At 47.8% G+C, this 18,946-nt stretch carries 14 protein-coding genes; 8 read left to right on the top strand and 6 right to left on the bottom strand.

Annotation, left to right across the window (positions count from 1 at the left end; genetic code table 11):
- The first annotated feature begins 46 nt into the window (after positions 1-46).
- From LKE33_12995 to LKE33_12975, 5 genes are all read left to right on the top strand, one after another.
- Complete coding sequence (locus LKE33_12995) at positions 47-1,810, top strand: hypothetical protein (protein ID MCH3951831.1); 1,764 nt, start codon at positions 47-49, stop codon at positions 1,808-1,810.
- 5 nt (positions 1,811-1,815) lie between these two features.
- A complete protein-coding gene (locus LKE33_12990; GenBank protein ID MCH3951830.1) occupies positions 1,816-4,728 on the top strand; it encodes a sel1 repeat family protein in 2,913 nt (970 codons plus the stop codon).
- Between the two features lie 174 nt (positions 4,729-4,902).
- Complete coding sequence (locus LKE33_12985; GenBank protein MCH3951829.1) at positions 4,903-5,043, top strand: hypothetical protein; 141 nt, start codon at positions 4,903-4,905, stop codon at positions 5,041-5,043.
- A gap of 398 nt (positions 5,044-5,441) precedes the next feature.
- Complete coding sequence (locus LKE33_12980) at positions 5,442-6,092, top strand: hypothetical protein (GenBank protein ID MCH3951828.1); 651 nt, start codon at positions 5,442-5,444, stop codon at positions 6,090-6,092.
- Between the two features lie 123 nt (positions 6,093-6,215).
- Positions 6,216-6,779 carry a hypothetical protein gene (locus LKE33_12975; GenBank protein ID MCH3951827.1) on the top strand — a complete coding sequence of 188 codons (564 nt, stop codon included), beginning with the start codon at positions 6,216-6,218 and terminating at the stop codon, positions 6,777-6,779.
- Positions 6,780-7,371: 592 nt separating this feature from the next.
- On the opposite strand, the gene LKE33_12970 is transcribed toward LKE33_12975, so the two are convergent.
- Genes LKE33_12970 through LKE33_12960 form a run of 3 tightly spaced genes read right to left on the bottom strand, consistent with a single transcriptional unit; the run spans position 7,372 to position 9,374 of the window.
- Positions 7,372-7,575 (bottom strand): hypothetical protein, encoded by a 204-nt coding sequence (locus LKE33_12970; GenBank protein ID MCH3951826.1) that lies wholly within the window; start codon positions 7,573-7,575, stop codon positions 7,372-7,374.
- A gap of 18 nt (positions 7,576-7,593) precedes the next feature.
- The gene (locus LKE33_12965; GenBank protein ID MCH3951825.1) at positions 7,594-8,412 is read right to left on the bottom strand and encodes a hypothetical protein; all 819 of its coding nucleotides are present in this window, start codon (positions 8,410-8,412) and stop codon (positions 7,594-7,596) included.
- Between the two features lie 14 nt (positions 8,413-8,426).
- On the bottom strand, positions 8,427-9,374 hold the full coding sequence (locus LKE33_12960; GenBank protein ID MCH3951824.1) for a hypothetical protein: 948 nt from the start codon (positions 9,372-9,374) through the stop codon (positions 8,427-8,429).
- Positions 9,375-9,761: 387 nt separating this feature from the next.
- Between LKE33_12960 and LKE33_12955 the strand changes: the two genes are divergently transcribed.
- The 3 genes from LKE33_12955 (at position 9,762) to LKE33_12945 (ending at position 16,608) form a co-directional block, all read left to right on the top strand.
- Complete coding sequence (locus LKE33_12955) at positions 9,762-10,466, top strand: hypothetical protein (protein MCH3951823.1); 705 nt, start codon at positions 9,762-9,764, stop codon at positions 10,464-10,466.
- 275 nt (positions 10,467-10,741) lie between these two features.
- Positions 10,742-13,333, top strand: a complete 2,592-nt coding sequence (locus tag LKE33_12950) for a PD-(D/E)XK nuclease family protein (protein MCH3951822.1) — start codon at positions 10,742-10,744, stop codon at positions 13,331-13,333.
- Positions 13,330-16,608 (top strand): UvrD-helicase domain-containing protein, encoded by a 3,279-nt coding sequence (locus LKE33_12945; GenBank protein ID MCH3951821.1) that lies wholly within the window; start codon positions 13,330-13,332, stop codon positions 16,606-16,608. Before LKE33_12950 ends, LKE33_12945 begins: the two co-directional genes overlap by 4 nt.
- Positions 16,609-17,080: 472 nt before the next feature.
- Here the strand turns inward: LKE33_12945 and LKE33_12940 are convergent, their stop codons facing one another.
- Genes LKE33_12940 through LKE33_12930 form a run of 3 tightly spaced genes read right to left on the bottom strand, consistent with a single transcriptional unit; the run spans position 17,081 to position 18,923 of the window.
- On the bottom strand, positions 17,081-17,308 hold the full coding sequence (locus tag LKE33_12940; protein ID MCH3951820.1) for a hypothetical protein: 228 nt from the start codon (positions 17,306-17,308) through the stop codon (positions 17,081-17,083).
- Positions 17,309-17,328: 20 nt separating this feature from the next.
- Entirely contained in the window at positions 17,329-18,255 is a 927-nt protein-coding gene (locus LKE33_12935; protein MCH3951819.1) for a carbon-nitrogen hydrolase family protein, read from the bottom strand.
- Positions 18,256-18,287: 32 nt separating this feature from the next.
- Positions 18,288-18,923, bottom strand: coding sequence for a hypothetical protein (locus LKE33_12930; GenBank protein ID MCH3951818.1), 636 nt, complete (start codon positions 18,921-18,923; stop codon positions 18,288-18,290).
- Positions 18,924-18,946: the final 23 nt, after the last annotated feature.

Below are 18,946 nucleotides of genomic sequence, written 5' to 3'. Positions count from 1 at the left end.
AATAATATGTATAGTTACTTTTATTTCCTTAAGGAGCAATTGTGCAATGGATGATGACAAGCAAAGAAAAGAAGCTCGTGCCAAGCGATTGGAAGATCAGCCTGCTTTTCGTGCGGCACAGGAAAAATTGAAGAAAAAACAAGATTTCACAGATGTTGGGACGACGGCCGGAGCTTTCTATGGTTCCGTAGAAGGCGGTGCTCACACAGAGGCTTTACTGCGCTTTAACGGGCACCAGGGACATGGTAGTGCGGCAGAGCAGGCGAACAATCTTTGGGACACGTTTTTAGGAAAAGATGCACAAATCCTCGGAAACGATAACGCTAAAAATGGGCCAGACCGTATGGTCGATGGCACGCTGATTCAGACCAAATACTGCAAGACGGCGAAGGCATCCGTGGAGGCGGCATTTGACCCACAAACCAAGCTTTATCGGTACCTTGATAAAAACGGTATGCCAATGCAGCTGGAGGTTTCTAGTGAGCAGTACGAGGAAGCCGTTCAGATTATGCGAAAAAGAATTGCTGCCGGTCAAGTACCTGGAGTCAAAAATCCCAATGAGGCCTCAAGAATTGTGAGAAAGGGTTATATTACTCACAAGCAGGCCTGCAATATTGCCAAAGCGGGGACTGTGGATTCACTTGTGTTTGATGCGGCGCATGGTATTGTCATTGCTACGAGTGCGTTTGGAATTTCCGCCGTCATCACATTTGCCCACTCCCTCTGGGCTGGGAAAAACTTGGAAGACGCCATTGACGACTCGATGTACGTAGGAATCAAGATGGGCGGCACGGCTTTTGTCGGGACAATAATTGCTTCGCAGCTTACGAGGACTGGACTCAATGCAGCTATCCAGCAGCCCCTCATCGGAGTAATCAGGGCACTGCCTTCCGGAATGAGAAGATCCATGGTTTCCATGATGAAAGACAGCGCATTGATATATGGGCGGGATGCCGCAGGAAATCTTGCTAAGTTGTGGAGCAGCAATATCATTAGTTCCGCAGCGTTTGTCCTCGTAATGTCTGCAGAGGATATCAGCCATTTCTTCAGCGGCAAAATTTCCGGAAAGCAGCTATTTAAGAATGTAATAAAATTATCGGCCGGGATGGGCGGTGCCTATGCGGGCGCTGTGGCTGGTGTTAAGGTTGGTGCTGCGGCTGGTTCAGCCTTGGGACCTGCAGGAGCTATTGTTGGAGGAATCGCGGGCGGTATGGCTGCTTCGGCCATTTCTTCCAGCGTTCTTAATCATTTTATAGAGGATGACGCTGTTACAATGGTCAAAATCCTCAATGAGCGAATGATTATTCAGGCGCAGGATTACCTCCTCAATGAGGAAGAACTGAATCTGGTGCTGGAAGACCTTCAGGTGCAGCTGGTTCAAAGTAAACTGCTCGAAATGTATGCCAGCAAGGATCGGAAAAAATTCGCAGACGATTTACTGCAGTCCATTATCGAAAAGATTACCCGACTGCGTGCTCATATCTTCCTGCCGCCTGACAGTGCCTTCCTGGAGGGCATGGAACGAATCCTGACTCTCAGCCAAAATCCCGCTGCCCTGCAGGCACACATGGCGGGGAAAAAAGTAGATACACTGGCCGTCGGCCGGAAGCTGATGGGGTATGAAATCTCAAAACATGCGGCTGATAAGGCTTGGTATGCAGCGAAACAAATGAATCTTACTAACGGTCAGCAGGAAATGTGTCTGACTAAAATGCAGAGTGATGAGAAACGGCATGAAGTAAAGCTGAAAGAACAGCAGAAGGAAATGGAAAAGCTCCAGACCGCATTGAATGCTTTATTAGAGGAGTGACCAAGTTGGATAATCAATTGGCAATCGTAGATGCAGATGTATTTACGGCGGAGGAACAAAGTGCATTAAGTCAGGAAATCGACCGCATTATTCATGTCCATAAGAATAACCGGCAGGCAATCAATCGTCTGGTATTTGAGTGTACGGCGGCGCTGACAGAAGCGGATGATGCTTCGCGCAGGTTGGAAAATAAGGGATTTTTCCGCAGACTTATTGGCGGTATTTCGGGAAGCAACAGGCGTCTCCAGGATAAAATCAACAGCAATATGCGGGCTGCTCAGTACGCTTCCCAAGTTACGCTGCAAAAACTGGCCGAGCAGAATCTGATGACTTTTGACCTTCTTACGGCCGTGAATAATAAACTGAATGCTTCCGTGGAAGCAACCAATGAAATGGTTAAGAAACAATTCATGGTAATGGGCAAGTTCTTTCAAAAGAACCGCAGTGATATAGTCAGCCTTAATTTGAGAATGAATGCGGTAGAAAGAAATGTAAAATTACTGAATTGGCAAAATTCCATCGAGTACCTGGATTTTAACGGAGTAGAGTACAGCGCACTGGATGATGTGGAAAAAATTGTGTGCCTTACGAGAGACTTTTATGATCTTACGGAAGGCAAATGGTCCATGTCTGACTTGCTGCTCCTGAAAGCGGCCATGGGGCAGGTAGGGATTGAACCTCATAAAGAGGTTAACTATTTCCAGACGATGAAGGCAATTGCCGATACGCCTGTTTTGGAGCAGAAATTATTAGGGAATCAGACAATTAAGCCGATTTCTGATCCTTCTTATCTCATTTCGCTGGGTACTTTGAATAAACTGGACGCGTTGGAAAATGAAGAAGAGTATCTTGTGGATACAATGGTTTCTATCTTTAGTAATCAAGGAATAAAGGTTGCGCCTCAAGATATTAAGTATATTTTGACGGAAAAGTATATGAAACAATATGCTGGCGTTAATCTAAATTCCGATATAGAGACTTATGACTTGCTGCTGGATCTGCTGTTTAATCTTTCTGAAGGGAAAACAGAAAAATTGTTGCACACGCCGGATGATAACCTCCCTCAACTTTTTCTTATCAATCATTCTCCGGAAACTTTTGAAACAATCCATGAGGCTGCTGATGCGGGCAATGCCAAAGCGCTTTATATGCTGGGAAGTTACTACAATTCTGGGTATGAAGTAGTGAAAATCAACGAAAAGTTGGGTAAAGAATATGTTAAGAAGTCCTGTGAAGCCGGGTATCCGGTTACAGGCTTTAATATCGCTTACGACCTCCCGGAAAATTCATCGGAGAGAGTGGCAATCTTGAATGCAGTAAAAGCTGACATTGCTGATCTTGCAAAAGAGGGTGACTTTTTTGCCCAGAATGCATTAGGTAACATGTACGGTGATGGCATCGGCGTGACTCAAGATGATTTAGAGGCTTCAAGATGGTACCGTAAGGCGGCGGAACAGGGATATGCTGATGCTCAAAATAATCTGGGAGTTTGCTACCGAGATGGTCAGGGAGTCGAGCAGTCTGATGAAAAGGCGGCGGAATGGTTTAGCAAGGCGGCAGAACAAGGATTTGCAGATGCTCAAACTAATTTAGGCGTTTGCTATCAAAATGGTCAGGGAGTCGAGCAGTCGGATGAAAAGGCAGTGGAATGGTACCGCAAGGCGGCAGAACAAGGATATGCAGATGCTCAAACTATTTTAGGTGTTAAGTATGAATATGGCTGGGGAGTTGAGCGGTCCGCTGAAAAAGCAGTGGAATGGTACCGTAAGGCGGCAGAACAGGGATTTGCTAGAGCTCAAACTAATTTAGGTGTTATGTATAAATTTGGCCTGGGAGTTGAGCGGTCCGCTGAAAAAGCAGTAGAATGGTACCGAAGGGCAGCAGAACAAGGATATGCAGATGCTCAAACGAATTTAGGGTTTATGTATAAATATGGCTGGGGAGTTGAACGGTCCGCTGAAAAAGCAGTGGAGTGGTACCGTAAAGCAGCAGAACAAGGGAATGCAGCGGGTCAGTATTGGTTAGCTGATTGCTATAAATATGGTCAAGGTGTTGAGCAGTCCTTGGAAAAAGCTAAAATCTGGTACCAAAAAGCAGCAGAACAAGGAGACGCGGATGCTCAAAATAGCTTAGGAAAGTGTTATCAAGAGGGCCTTGGCGTCAAGCAGTCGTATGAAAAGGCGGTGGAATGGTTCAGCAAAGCAGCAGAACAAGGAGACGCGGATGCTCAAAATAGCTTAGGAAAGTGTTATCAAGAGGGCCTTGGCGTCGAGCAGTCGTATGAAAAGGCGGTGGAATGGTTCAGCAAGGCAGCAGAACAAGGAAAAGCGGATGCTCAAAATAGCTTGGGAAAGTGTTATCAAGAGGGCCTTGGCGTCGAGCAGTCGTATGAAAAGGCGGTGGAATGGTACCGCAAGGCGGCAGAAGGGGGATATGAGGATGCTCTAAATAGCTTGGGAAAGTGTTATCAAGAGGGTCTTGGCGTCGAGAAGTCGTATGAAAAGGCAGTGGAATGGTACCGCATGGCGGCAGAATGGGGATTTGCAGAGGCTCAAACTAATTTAGGTGATATGTATAAATATGGCAGGGGAGTTGAGCAGTCCGATGAAAAGGCGGTGGAATGGTACCGTAAAGCAGCTGAACAAGGATTTGCAGAGGCTCAAAATAAATTGGGAGATTGCTATCTAGAGGGCAGGGGAGTCAAACAGTCGTATGAAAAGGCGGTGGAATGGTACCAAAAGGCAGCAGAACAAGGATTTGCGGATGCTCAATATAACTTGGGAAATTGCTATCTAGAGGGCAGGGGAGTCGAACAGTCCGATGAAAGGGCGGTGGAATGGTACCAAAAGGCGGGGTGTGGAGCCAGGAGCATTGTTATGAAAATGGGTTTTTCACGGGAATTACTAAAAGACTTTTGACAAATCTTTAAAAGAATTTAAATTCATTTTGATTTTGAAAAGCATCTGTGAAAAATCGCAGGTGCTTTTTATTTTTGCCAAAAGTGATAAAAGAAGTTATCTTCCCCGTCCTCTGTTGGCGAGCGGCCCGTTTCCTGATATACTTGATTTGGATTACGGAAAGGGGCGCGGCGTATGGATGAAAGAGATTTACTAATTTTAAAATATCTGCACAGTTTCAAGAACATCACGAAGACGGCCGATGCTCTGTTCATTTCTCAGCCGGTACTGACGCACGGGATAAAGCAGCTCAGCCACGAAGTGGGGCAGGGCTGATCCGATATGGAAGGACGAAACGTTTTTATAAGTTTTGCAGTTAAGTAGAGCGCATAGAGCCATATCGTAGTGATTGCTGCGGTATGGCTCTATTTTTGTTGGTATAGGTCCAAAAATTGTTTTTTGTCCAAATGTCACTTTCAAGGCGACCTAAGTCTGACTTGTAACGGCTACAATATGACTGAATTAGGAATATAAAGTCGTTTACCTCATGAAACAAGCCTGCCGTTATGGAATACTGTAACTTTTTCAGGACCCGTAAACAGGGCCTTATGTCATATAATGTACGCAAGCAAGGCAAGTTTGGCTGAGTGAAGGAAAGTGATGGAAATTTAGTTGTGTAAAAGATCAAGTGAGTTTCGCGTGGATACAGGCAGGGTTAATGAGGAGGATACACGATGGAAATCACTGACAAGAAGGTCAAAAAAGCGGCTGGTGATGCATTGGAAGAATTGCGCAATGCGCTGGACAGGCACCTGGGGAAAAATCGCATTCTTATTATGACGTCTGACAAGAAATGGGCTTCCGAAGAGGAGAACGCTAAAAACAGGGAAGTGCTTCAAAGCTATCTGGGTCAGGCAAACTTTGGCTACAACCGAGTGGAAGTGACTTATGAAGCTGCCCATCCCGCCCTGGCGAAAGGAAAAGCCTGCGACGAGCTTGCCTACATTGTCTATGACGACCTTGATGGGGGAGACATGCTCAAGGTTTTTGGTAAAAGCCTGGGGAAAAAGTTTTGGCAGGATGCCGTTCTCTTCGTGGATAAGGACCAAAAGGCGTACCTGATTTTTACCAGAGAAGATAACTCTGCCGGAAAGCCTCTCTTTTCCGAGCTGGAGCTCGGGATGTTTTCTGTGGAGGAAATCGGCAAGTACTTTGAAAAAATCGGCAGGAAGCAGCTTTCTTTTACGAAGGTGGATAAAGAGATTCCTTCCGAGAGAAAGGTCTTTAGAGGATGGCTGGCGGAGTCCCTCATTGCGACGATGAAAAAGTACGGCGATAAGTGGGAGGAGATGTGGGAGAGCAGGTGGTCGTATCCGGGAAAGTGATTTTAAAGGCATCCGCGGCTGTCAGGGGTAAGATTTCCTGATTCGCTGCCACTATCTGCCGAAGGAACAGGAAAAGGGCTGAATGGCAAGAGTTTGCCGACTGGAAGGGGAGGCGCAGGTACATTGAAAGTAAACTCGCAGATGAATTTCGTGTGTAGTGTCAAGAAGATGATCCGGAGAAATCTGCCGCAGGTCACGGAAATGCGGCCTTCGTGGCGGATTGAAGGAGCCTATTCGGAAACATCGACGCTGCCGGGCGGGTTCAATCATGTCTTCATCATCGTCGACATGAAACTGACCAGGGACCAGTTCCTTGCCTTGTGGAAACCGTTCTACAGGGCGTATCACAGCGTGCAGGAGCTCCGCTTCACGAAGTGCATTCTGGTACGCTGGAACTCGGAGGACTTGCGGCCCGTGCGCATGATGGACTGCAAGGCCCTGGACAAGAAGTTTAAAGACATGGAATTCAAGGATTGTGATACGGGCACGGAAAAACGCCTTGTGAATCTGCTGCGGCAGACCAGACGGAGGGACACCTTTCGCTTTTTCTTTGCAGCGCCGGCCACGGTGGAGCGTATCAACCAGCTCAATTCGTTCCTGATGGACCGGATGCTGGTCTTTACCTATGGAGAATGCCCAGAAACGAATCGCCGGATGAAGCTCTTTGAGTACGAAGAGACGGAGTAACAGAAAAAGGGCTGTATATTGAAAAGGGCTGTGAAATCATGCATGCGCATTGTTTCACAGCCCCGTTTTTACGCTTTTCGTAGCCCGCCGTCCGCAGCCTGCCCGTGGAAGAAAAATTGCCAGGGCATTTTTCTTTGAATTTATAAAAATAAAACCTGAAATTTAGGTTAGCTGCTAAATTTCAGGTTTTTATTATTTTATTTGAAGCAAAAGCCTCACCACACTGCTGCAGACGAGGCTAGATGCCATAGGCCAAAGCCAAAAGCCAAAAGCCAAAAGCCAACAGCGCTTTTTCGCTGCCTGCCAGCTGCTACCGGCTATCTGCCTTAGATTTTGCCACACAATCTGCCCGCACGGATGTACTAGCCACTAGACACTATCCGCTAGCCACTCTGCCATTGGCCAACTGCGCTTTTCCGCTGCCTGCCAGATGCTATCGGCTATCTGCCTTGGATTTTGCCACACAATCTGCCCGCACGGATGTACTAGCCACTAGCCACTGCCTGCTAACCACTCTGCCGACGGCCATGCCAAAAGCGCTTTTTTATTTTTTCACAGCACGTTTATAATGGCTGATCAATGACCTATAACCTTATAAATCTGTCAGTTCCTTCACGATTAGCAGCTTCGCATACGTATCTTCCCAGTTTTTGCCGGATTCCCTGAGCAGCCACAGCGGCATCTTTCCATGTAATCCTGTTTTTTCTTCATACTCAATCAGAATTTTGGCACCGGCATAGCCCCAACCGGGGAAAGGATGGGCGTCCATATGGTCTTCCATCCATTTTGGCGGCATCTTGAGTTCATTCCAGCGTTACCATTCCACATACTCTGCCAGTGTCTCTTTTACGGCAGAAACTTTGGTATCGAAAAACTTTTTTTTAGAGCTGCTGTTTATTTTATGAACTTTGCTATAAAGGTCATGCAGGTAATGCGTGGTTTCATGCACCAAGACCGCTTCCAAGAAATCAATGAAGTTAATATTTTTATTCTGCTGCTGTTCATCCAGAATATTTGCCGGGCAGAGATGAATCACCGGCCCTTTGTCGTGAGTATAGCAGCCCAGAAGTGTCACAGGAAGTGCGATAAAGTCAAGTCCTTCAGCCAAATCTTTCAGCTTTTTCCGAAGTCTCTTGTTCCCAATACGGTCATTCGGAATCCTGAAGATTTCCACTTCCGGTTCCCACATATATTCTCCAATGATGTCTTTGATTGCCTCACGCATTTCGTTGAACGCTCCCGGACGTTCTATTACCATTTCCTTATGGCAAATCATTTCCAAAAGCCTCTTGAGGAGTCGTAAAAGCCGTTCAAAAGGTTCACTTTCCATTGGGGGGAGTTCCTCGATGTCATCAATGAGATCACTCACGTCTTTCATCAGATCTGATAAATAATTGATCTTTTTCGTTTCAAACTTTTTCATTTCTTCCTGTGTCAGAAAGTCGACACGGCAAGGAAACATCGGATCAGGCCCCATGGAATGAAAACCTTTCCGAACGACCCGTGCCATGTTAAAGAGGTCAGGATATTTTCTCTGAAAGAAATCTTCTACATTATCTTGTCTGTTTATCAACGCCTTAAATTCCTGATAAAACCGAGAATCATGGCAGTTCGTAAATGCAAACATCATCATACCTTCCTTCCTCATCATTTCTTTTCAAACAATTGCAGGATATTGACTGGTTCGGGATTTTCTTTATCCAGTGCTTTTTCCATCTGGGTATCCCAATCGGTATAGCGCTCCATAAATTGACTCGTCATATTGGCAAAATAAAGGTTTTGCAGCGTGCAGCTCATGCGGAAGCCTCTTTCGAACCCGCGCAGTTCAAAACTTGTCCGGCCGTTTTTACGCAGGAAGCTTTCCACGGTTTCTGCCGAAAATGAACCTTCAGCCGTTGCCGCGTCATTGTCAGCCCGATAGGAAAACGCTGTGCCGCCTGTTTCTGCAAAAAGGAACGCCTTTTCGCCGCTTCGCACCGCCATGCGCTTCATAAACGGCAGCAGCTGACCGCGGTACAGTTTATTGATGTATACCAGGACGCCCTGAGTACCGCGCGGCCCCGCAATCCAGTCACAGTTAAAATCGGCGTATCCCGTCCACCGCAAAAGCTCTTTTCGTGCCGCTTCCGAGGCGAGAGGAAGGATTCCCAGACAAGCTGCCTCCCCGTACCGCCGCATCAGATTAAGCATTCCGAAAGAATGCTGCGTCCCCGCGGCCAGATTGTGATAGAGCAGGCGGGTATCCGCCCCGGCCGTCACGGCAAAGGGACGCCGGAACTGCTGCCCCAGCGCTTTGGCACGCTCGGTCAGCGCCTCCTGCTGGCAGGGCGCCGCGGTCAGGACAAGGACAAAGGCCAGCTTCTTTTCCGTATCCAGGAAGGCCGGAATTTCCTCCTCCTTCAGCGTAAAGTACGCCAGATGCTGCCGCCGGGCTGCCTGCTTCATTTTGCGGAGCAGCCGCTCCGGCAGGGGGTCTTCCTTAAAGACCGGGAGCAGGGCAAGCGCCTTTTCTCCTACGGAATGGTTCAGGCGGGTGAGGCCCGCGTCCGGATTTTCCCGCTTCAGACCGCTCATGGCGCGCTGCATGGTAAGCATGTATGATTTCCTCCTTTAACCTGAATGAAATCGGCTATTTTTCTCTACGCCTATATCGTACTGCTTTTCGCATAAAAGCAGGTCACTTGCCAAGTGACAACTGCAGTCGAGGGATTATTTTTACTCTTATTCGCATAGGGAACGGAAAATCAAAATGCAGTCGAGAATTTAGTAGAAATAACCATTTGCGCCGGCAGCAGGAAACCTTCTGCCAATGTGCCTTTCTTCCCTTTTGGAACGCTGTTCAAAAATTTTCCCGTCACTTATGAAGTGACCTTATCTTATGCCTTTCCTGCTATAATAAAGCTATCAATGCTGAGGCAGAAAGACTTATATCATCAGATAAGTGAAATCGTATCGACATAAATGCTTAAGGAGGAATCATAGATGGGTGCTGTGGCTGTGACCTATGGATTAACGGAAAAACAAAATGCTATTCTTACGCAGTGCTTCGGGGATTCGTGCGTGGCGGCAGATCACCTGGACGCACTGTTTTCTCCGGATGTGGTGGTGCCCGTTGTCAATCCGGACCGGCTGAATGAGACGGAGCAGCAGGCTTTAAACAAAGGATTTGAACGGCTGCAGCCTTTCACTGTCGTTCTTTTGACCAGTATGGAAGATGTTCGTTTTACTTATGTGCTGGAAAAACATCCAGAATCCATGGCGGACACCATAGCGGTCATCCGGGAAGTCCAGGCGCTTCCGGAGAGGCTCAATAAGGCGAGTGAGCGCGCTGCCAAAATGGAAACGGCCATTGACGATTTGGTCAAGGAGGCCTCAAAGGAGAGCTATATGATTGACCAGATCATCCGCACCGTGAATACCTGTATTCCTTTTGAGCTTCTGACCGCACTGATGGAACATGTACCGTCCCTTAAAAGAAGAGAAAAAGTTCCTTACCGGACTGAGCTCCGTTCGCTCCTTACGGCAGCTAAAATGGCTTATGGCCTGAATGATGCGGAAGACGCGGCCTTTCTTGATTCGGAGCTCTGCGATAAGCCGTGGGTACTGACTCTTTCCGAAATGCTTCGGTTTCACTACCAAAAAACGGCGGATAAAAATCATCCGTTTCGGAAGGAAGTTAAGGAGTAAAATCGTTCCTGAAACTTAGCAATTAGCGAGTGCCCTTCACGAAAGCAAAAAATCACCTGTGAACCCATGAATTTGGGTGGTAGATTTTGCACGATGGGGGGCACTCACTACTCATACGCTAACGGGAAGCTCATGGAATTTTGAGCATTCCCTATACTATAATAAAGTTATTATTCGATGCAGGCGTTCATCCGGACGAGGGGAAAAGCGGGCCTCAATGACTGCGGCAGCATTTTCTTCGCCTGGCTCATTGGGGAATAGAAACGGAGATTATTATGCGAGAAAAAATTATTTTTGCCCCGGGAATCAATACGGCGGAACTTCAGCGGATGCTGGCCCAACAGGGCCGCAAGCTGTTTGGTTATCGATTTATGGGAACACAGGAACTGGCGGAGTATGTCCTGGCTGCTGCCGGAAAGGCCCTGAATCATCCGATTTTACAGGAAAATGAGGAACTCCTTTATACTGCGCAGGCAGTGGAAGATACTGCGCAGGCAGTGAAAGGGGTTCCTTATTTTGCTTTTCATTCTTATTCCGATACTCATAATATCGCTTCCGCCATCCGTCAGATGCGCTGCATGGTGGTTTCTGATACGCCGCAGCAGGAAGATGATGAAATTCGGAAGGCACTGGACAAGGGTCCTTTCAAGAAGAAAAATGAGGCTCTTAAAAAGATTTATCAGAAATACAAGGATGCCGTCAGTAATGACGGGCGCATGGACAGCATTGATGCCATCCGGCAGGCTGTGGCAACAGGTCAGGCAGTTACTACCCAGGCGGATGTATACGTTCTGGAAGAAAGTATGCGGTCTCCTCTTGAAGAAAAGCTCCTTAATGTGGCTGCAGGCGGTAAGGCCAAGATGAGGAGCCTGTCAAAGCTGCTTGGCAATATGGCTGAAGCAGACTCGTACCACGTAACTAACTACTGGCAGTGCTTTGACGCGGCCTGCGAAGTGGAAACGGTACTGGAACATTTGCTCGAAAAGGGGCACCTTGACGAGTGCCTTGCAGTAGTCACAGATCCTGCACTTTATGCGCAGCTCTTTTTTGACGAAGCCATGGCCCATGATATCCCTATGACTTTCGCATGCGGGATTCCTGTCCGCAATTCCAATCCAGGTGTGCTGTTAAGTGAATATCTGCACTGGAAAACATCCGGGTATTATGGCAAGGAAGCCCTGCGTTCCCTCGTGTGGTGCCGCGGATTTGACACGCAAAAATTGAAAGCACAGCTTCCGGAACCGGGAGAAAATTTCTCTAAATTGATTGACCTTTGCGGGCAGCTCAGACTGAACGGAAATGAGACAGTTAACCGTAAGCGGGTGGAAGACTACAGTAATTCACTTACTCCTGAGGAAAAAAAGAATCAGGAAAAAACGCTCAGCAATCTTGATAAAATGGCGGAAATTTTGTCCCTGCCGGCGGATCAATTGATCAAGACATTCAGCAGGATCCGCCGCCCTGATGGTAAAAGAAAAACAAGCCAGCTTCTTTCGGCGCTGGATACGGCGGCCAGGGAAGATATCGCAAGCCGCCTTGCCATTTTGAATAAGCCCCAATATTTCGACGCAAACGACGTGATCCGCAGTATTCTTTCCATGTCCACCTGCTGTCAGAGCAGCCAGCCCGGGGCACTGCATATTGCGTCAGTGGAGCAGGGGCTCTTCTGCATCCGGAAGCATATGGCTGTCTGCGGCATGAATGCGTCTCTCTTTCCGGGACGCCCCGTAGAAAATTATCTGCTCCTCGATGAAGATTGGGAAAATTTTGCGGATAAAAAGACGGCGGAGCCCTATACGTCGGCGGGCCGAATCCGCCTGAAACAGGAACGCCTGAAGCAGCTGCTGCAGACCGCTGCCGCTCTGAATTCGGATGTGGATATTTCGTACTTTGAACTTGATGCGGCAGCACTAAAGAAAGTGAACCCGTCTTCGGCACTCTATGAAATCCGTACAAAAAATGAGGTCAAGGCTGCCAAAAAGGTGGCCCGTTACACAGATCCAAATCTGACTCCGGCAAAAGGTGTGGGAGATGAGTATGCCAGAGGCAAAATCGTTCAGCCGGACCAGGAGAGGTCAAAAACTCCATTGGATGTGAAGGGAGATTTGAGCGAGACAAATTATTCTCCCACCCAGATTGAGACATTTTTCCAGTGTCAGAGAAAGTTTTATCTGAAGTATGTTTTGGGTATCCCGGAACCGGATGAAGAAAAGCCTTTTGAAGTCATTCCGGCAAATGATTTTGGTACGCTGGCCCATGCGATGATGGCGCAGCTTGATAGCCACATATCTAAAGAGGAGTTTATTTCCCGAGCCGAGACCGCATTTGATACATATATAAAACAGCATCCGCCGGTTGCTCCTTACAATATAGAACGCGAAAAGAAGAACTTTACGGATATGCTGAGCGATGCGTATGAGCATGATCCGCATAATAAAGTGATTCTTAAAGAAACGGAAATGTCATGTACCCACAAGGGAAGCGGCATAGAGATCCATGGGTACCCGGACCGCGTCGAAGAGCTGAGTGACGGAACCTATCAAATTGTAGATTTTAAGACCGGCAAAAAAGTCAAACAGAAGCAGGATGATGTTGATTCCTGCCTGCAGGTCCTCCTGTATGGCTATATCATGGAACAAAAAGGACATAAGATTTCTGATGGGGAGTACCGTTATTTGCGCTTGTCAGAGACAATTTCCTGCACTTATGATCCGAAAAAGGAAAGTTTGGATAATAAACTAACGGAGTTTAAAGCGGCCCTGGAGAAGGGTGAATTTCCTGTTGCTGATGGGGAAGAGGCATGTGATTACTGCAAATATGAAAGCATCTGCGGCAAAAAAGATAGAGTCGGGGGGAATCAGCCATGAACCGGAATTCAATGGACGATAGTATAGCAAGAAAGCGGATTCAAACCGAAACCAACAAAAATTTCTTCGTGGAAGCCGGGGCCGGATCCGGCAAGACGACGATGCTCGTAAAGCGCATGGTGGCGATGGTAAAAAGCGGCATTCCCGTCAATCAAATCTGCGCGATTACTTTTACCAAAACGGCGGCACGGGAATTTTATGAAAGATTTCAGCAGGCGCTGAGTGAGGAAAAAGGAGATCCAAAGTGCGAAGAGGCACTGAAAAACATTGACCTGTGCTTTCTCGGAACAATTGATTCCTTCTGCAGCAAGATTTTGTCGGAACATCCTGTCGAGGCCGGTATTCCGTCCGATGTGCATCTGGCGGATGACGAGGAAATGCAGCGTTATTACAGGCAAATCTATGTCCGGATTTGTCAGGGAAAAGAAGGTTCGGAACTGGCTGAAAAAGCAAAGAAATTCCGCACCTTGTTTTGGAATCCGGAGCAAGCCTTTGCCGACAGTATGAAAGTTCTGATGGAGCACAGGGATGCAGAATTCCAGCACCTGCCTAAAGCTCCTGACAATGCGGTTCTTAAAAATCTTAAAGATGAGTGTTTGAGTTTTTTGGAAACGCTGCAAGCCAATGAGATTGAAATGAAATATACTGGGGAAAAAGGTAGCCAGGCCGCATGGGAAAAACTTTCTGTCTCCCTGCAAACACTGCAAGGGGAATGGTCAGAGCATCTGGCTGATGTGATACAGGCACTCAAAGATATTAAAAATCTTCGTACGGTTTTTCCCTTTTCAATAAAACTGAACGAGAAATTTTTAAAAGATAAAACTAAGAACTCAAAAATATTGAACCTTGAGACGCTAATGAATCCGCTGGAAAACTATCGGTATGATGTGGCTATGGATTTTTTGTCGGATTGCATCCCCGTCTGTGAAAAATATCTGCATTCCCATGGCGTTATGACCTATTTTGACTACCTCTACGACCTTCGCAATATGCTCCGGGAAGATGCGCAAAACGGTGGAAAACTGATTAACTATATTGCCGAACGGCACAGTTATTTTCTGATTGATGAATTCCAGGATACCAATCCGCTGCAGGCAGAAATCTTCTTTTATTTGGCTGCGAAACACCCGGACACTGACTGGACAAAGTGCGTTCCGCGCCCGGGTTCCCTCTTTATTGTGGGTGACCCGAAACAGTCCATTTACCGGTTCCGCAGCGCCGATGTGGATTCCTTCAGGAAGGTAAAAAATCTTTTTAATAATAATAGCGTCGGGGAAGTGCTGCAGCTGACGAGTAATTTCCGCTCGACATATAAACTCTGCGACTATTTCAATCGTACCTTTGAAGCCCTCTTTCCGAAGGAGAAAAATCTTTTCCAGGAGATTCCGCTGGATGATAAACAGTCTGAGACAGATCCTTCTGTGCTCGACGGAGTGTATACCTATAAAAGCACGCTGGGAGATAAGAAGACGAAGCCGACAGACGCGGAGAAGGTTCTTCAAATCATTGAAACCATTGTGGGGAGCCCCAAATTTCAAATCAGGGATACGAAGAGCAGAGAGAAGAGAGAAATTCACTACGATGACATCATGGTCATCACCGCGGAAAAAAAGCAGATTTCGTCTTTTATTCCGCTGTGCAAGGAAAAAGGAATCCCTCTCTATGTGGAAGGCAGCGTGCCCTTTGACGATTGTCCTTCTTTAACGGCTGTGGCTGATATCTGCAGGGCCGTCGCCAGCCCGCAGGACAAGATGGCCTTATACAGGGCCGTTACGGGACCTGCTTTTGCGGTTTCTGAAAAAGATGTAGGCGAATACATCAAGCAGGGTCGTCCTTTCAGCCTTTTTGAAAAAGATTTTCCGGATAAGGATGCTGTGTCAGAGGCCCTGAAGCAGCTGCGTGGGTTTTATGAGCTGGGCCGGACGGTATCGCCGGCGGCATTTCTGGCAAAGATATTGAATTCGAGTCCAATTTTCCATCACGTTTCTTCCGCTAACATGAATGTGACGTACTACGCCATGGAACTTGTGCGCAGTGATTTCCAAAGCGGGGAGGTTACGTCCCTCTTTGATGTGTCGAAGCGTCTTGACCGGCTGCTGGACGGCAGCTCGGAAGAAGAACGGTGCCTTGATTTGGTCGAAAAACCGGCCGTACATATCGCAAATCTTCATAAAGTGAAGGGCCTGGAAGCTCCGATTGTCATTCTGGCTGGGGCAAAGACGGGCAACAATAAAGGATCTTCTCTGCACATTGATTATTCAGCTCAGCCCACGAAGGGGTATCTTTTTTCTGTAAACGGAATGGGAGAACACAACACTCCCTGGTTCCAAACGAAGCTATTCGACAGTGAAAAGGATAAGGAAACAACCTCATTGAATGAAGAAAAAGATCGTCATTTGTACGTCGCAGCGACCAGGGCAAAGAATGTACTGATTATCAATCAATTAGATAAAAAATCGAAATGGGAAAAACTGCTTAAAGGTACGGAAAGCGATAGCAGCGATATTTTTGAAATCATCGGAAACGAAGCGGAAAGAAAAGACACTGCAAAGGAAGCTGAAAAAGATACGGTGTCAATCACGGATGTTTCGAAAGCCGAGGTGCCTTGGAAAGACGATACGTTTGATAAAACGTACGACATCAAACAACCGAGCGATATAAAACAGGATCCTGAAGATGAAAAAGCGAATAAGCCGGCCCCAAGTGCTGCGGGCAGCACGCCGGGTGCGCCTGACTCGAATGCCCACTCGGCTTTACAGGCTATTTTTGACGGCCGCAGAGTGAACCACGCGGCTATGGGGACGATGGTGCACCGCCTGATGGAACTCTTAGTGACGTCGCATTGGAAGCTGACAGGTGATAAGGCAGTATCCATTGTCATGGCGGAACTCGGTGATACGGTGCCCGAAGACGAAAAAGAGCGTTATCAAAAAGTGCTGCAAAAGGTCGCAGAGACCATGCTGAATGATGACGGCTATCCACAGGCAAACGGATCTGTGCAGGACCTTTTTACCGAGCTGAAATCGGCAGAAGAAGTGCATTGCGAAATTCCTTTCTGTTATCAGGAGAAGGAAAACCATAAGCTCTGGAACGGTACCATCGACCTGTTATATAAAAAGAACGGCGGCTGGCATATCGTGGATTATAAGACCAACCTCGACGGATCCGGACTGGACGAACAGTACCGCACGCAGCTGGAAGCGTACCGGAAAGCATTTAAGGAGATTGTGGGAGAAGACGCGGATACAAGGATTTACCATATCGAGCTGGGATGAAACCCGGGCAGTGGATGGCGGCCATTCATTGTATTTCGTAATTGTTGAGAAAAGCTGCAGTCACTACTAATGTGGCTGCAGCTTTTTGTCTATTTAGTTTTGCCAAAGCGCAGCTTTGGCGACTGTATTCGGCCTTGTTCGAGCGAAGCGAAGAAAAAGGGGAACCGCAGTGTGCGTCGATTGACTTTTGTCAATCGCGCACACGATTGCGGTGGATATTCAGTTAGATAACAAGTAAGGGTAAATACGAAGTGTAAAAAAACAGCACTCCTGAAAGTGGCCAAATCAGAGATTTGGCTCAATTCAATTAGGACGATGCCTGATTTTACCCATTCCTGCGTTCTGAATGAATACCCACCGCAGACGGAAGGGCCTGACGGCGTCAAGCCCTTCCTGCGGTCCGCCCCTCTTATTTTCCAATGGAAAACAAGAGGGAAAAAGAGGCGTGAAATTTCACACAGGCCTTCTAAATTTAAAAAAACAGCTCATTAGGGTTAAAACATTCTATCCTCCATCGCAAGCGATTCTCCTCCTTTCGACGCCGCAGTGCGGCGTGAAAGAAGGTCTCTGCGAGAAATAAACCACAGATGATTTTTATAAGTTCGTAGAAAAATGCCTTGGCAATTTTTCTTCCACGGGCGACCCGCGGCCAGCGACCGGCGACCAGCGTAAAAGGGGCTGTGAAATAATGCTTGTGCATTGTTTCACAGCCCCTTATTATTATTCCTTCACTTTCAGCTCCAATATATCCGGCCGGGAGTAATGCCCGACGGCGTCAAATTCCATGCGGCTCATAGGGACAGCGTCCATGTCGAGGTCGGCATAGAGGATGGCTTCCTGGTTCCAGACGGGTTCCATGACGTAATGGCCATAGGGGTCGATGATGCAGCTGCCGCCGGTGCAGACGTTGTCTTTCAGGGCAGCGACCTGGTCGGTCTCGGCAAGGTCTTTCGGGTACATGGCCTTGGTGAAATACTGGTCGGCGTTAAAGACGTAGCAATGACTTTCAATGGCAATGTGCCGGATGGTGTCCTGCCATTCCGGATTGTCGTTGGTGTTAGGCGCAAGGTACAGGGTGATGCCCTTTTGGTAGAGCGCCACTCGGGCCAGAGGCATGTAGTTTTCCCAGCAGATCAGACTGCCTGCCGGACCCCAGGGCGTCTCGACAATCGGGAAATAGGTGGCTGGGTCGTGGGAATCGGCCCAGATGTAGCGTTCCGCGCCGGTCGGCTTGATCTTCCTGTGTTTGGCGGCAAGCGTCCCGTCCGGCGCGAAAATGAGGTTCGTGCAGTAAAGGGACGTATTTACGGCGTCGCGTTCGGTAATGCCGATGCTGACATAGGCGTGGGCTGCTTTAGCCGCTTTGGCGATAGCTTCCGTTTCCGGACCGGGGACAACGACGGAGGCGTCATAATAGCGTTTCCAGTCTTTGCGGCCTGCTTCTCTGCGGGCACCGACGGTAAAACCGAAAGTCAGGCCGTAGGGATAGCAGGGAATGACGGATTCCGGAAAGACGATGAGCTGTGCTCCATTTCGGCCGGCTTCCTCAATCTGCTTTACCACATGGGCGGTCGTAGCCGCTTTGTCAAATAAAATGGGAGCAGACTGCACGACAGCTGCCCGCAAGTGTTTATCGATATCCTGCATGGTGATATGCCTCCTTTAATTCATCTAATCACTCATAAACTTCTCATGCCAAACCACTGCGCCTCATCATCCCAGAAGAGTTCAATCTTTAAATCGTTGGCATAGCGGCGCTGGAAACCGTATTTTGCTCCCGGCGGCATGTATTCATGGCGGCTCGTCAGGATGAAGCGGCCGTTTCCGTTCTGATTGATGCTGCTCAGGATTTGATGCCATTCTCCCACGGTGTAGCCCATGCGGGCGAGGTTATCCAGGGAAACAAACGTTACCCATTTGCCGTCGCGCTTGCCAATGAGCCAGTAGCCGCAGTTCATGCCGTGGGCACCGATATCGGCAATGATCTCGAAAAAAGTCATGTCAGGGTTCTGGGTCCGAATCTGTGTAACCTTGTAGCCGACACCGCCCCTTGCACCGACCGTATTGATAAAGGACAGATAATCGCGCCTTCCGCTCCGGCTCATCAAATGCAGAAATCCGTAGTCGTCGGTCTCAAACTTTAGCTTCTCGCCCTCATATCTTGTATTCATCCGCCTGTTATCCATGTAGATGAAAGCGCTCTTTTCCGGTGTCAGGAATTCTGCGGCTTCTGCTGCTTCGGTTCCGATGACGGACATTGCCAGGCTGAAGCATAACAGGAACAGCGTAGGGAATAATTTTTTAGTGAGGTGCATAGCATAATCTCCTTTTGTAACGT

Source organism: Acidaminococcus sp., assembly GCA_022482815.1.
Taxonomy (GTDB): Bacteria; Bacillota; Negativicutes; order Acidaminococcales; family Acidaminococcaceae; genus Acidaminococcus.
The sequence above is the reverse complement of the archived record's forward strand: the minus strand, read 5'-3'. Positions and strand labels throughout refer to the sequence as shown.

Bases quoted from the DNA above. Each gene is read 5' to 3' on its own strand.
- LKE33_12960 (MCH3951824.1), bottom strand. From the start codon at position 9,374: ATGCTTACCATGCAGCGCGCCATGAGCGGTCTGAAGCGGGAAAATCCG.
- LKE33_12970 (MCH3951826.1), bottom strand. From the start codon at position 7,575: ATGCCGCCAAAATGGATGGAAGACCATATGGACGCCCATCCTTTCCCC.
- LKE33_12940 (MCH3951820.1), bottom strand. From the start codon at position 17,308: ATGCACAAGCATTATTTCACAGCCCCTTTTACGCTGGTCGCCGGTCGC.
- LKE33_12950 (MCH3951822.1), top strand. From the start codon at position 10,742: ATGCGAGAAAAAATTATTTTTGCCCCGGGAATCAATACGGCGGAACTT.
- LKE33_12995 (MCH3951831.1), top strand. From the start codon at position 47: ATGGATGATGACAAGCAAAGAAAAGAAGCTCGTGCCAAGCGATTGGAA.
- LKE33_12945 (MCH3951821.1), top strand. From the start codon at position 13,330: ATGAACCGGAATTCAATGGACGATAGTATAGCAAGAAAGCGGATTCAA.
- LKE33_12935 (MCH3951819.1), bottom strand. From the start codon at position 18,255: ATGCAGGATATCGATAAACACTTGCGGGCAGCTGTCGTGCAGTCTGCT.
- LKE33_12965 (MCH3951825.1), bottom strand. From the start codon at position 8,412: ATGATGATGTTTGCATTTACGAACTGCCATGATTCTCGGTTTTATCAG.
- LKE33_12980 (MCH3951828.1), top strand. From the start codon at position 5,442: ATGGAAATCACTGACAAGAAGGTCAAAAAAGCGGCTGGTGATGCATTG.
- LKE33_12985 (MCH3951829.1), top strand. From the start codon at position 4,903: ATGGATGAAAGAGATTTACTAATTTTAAAATATCTGCACAGTTTCAAG.
- LKE33_12930 (MCH3951818.1), bottom strand. From the start codon at position 18,923: ATGCACCTCACTAAAAAATTATTCCCTACGCTGTTCCTGTTATGCTTC.
- LKE33_12955 (MCH3951823.1), top strand. From the start codon at position 9,762: ATGGGTGCTGTGGCTGTGACCTATGGATTAACGGAAAAACAAAATGCT.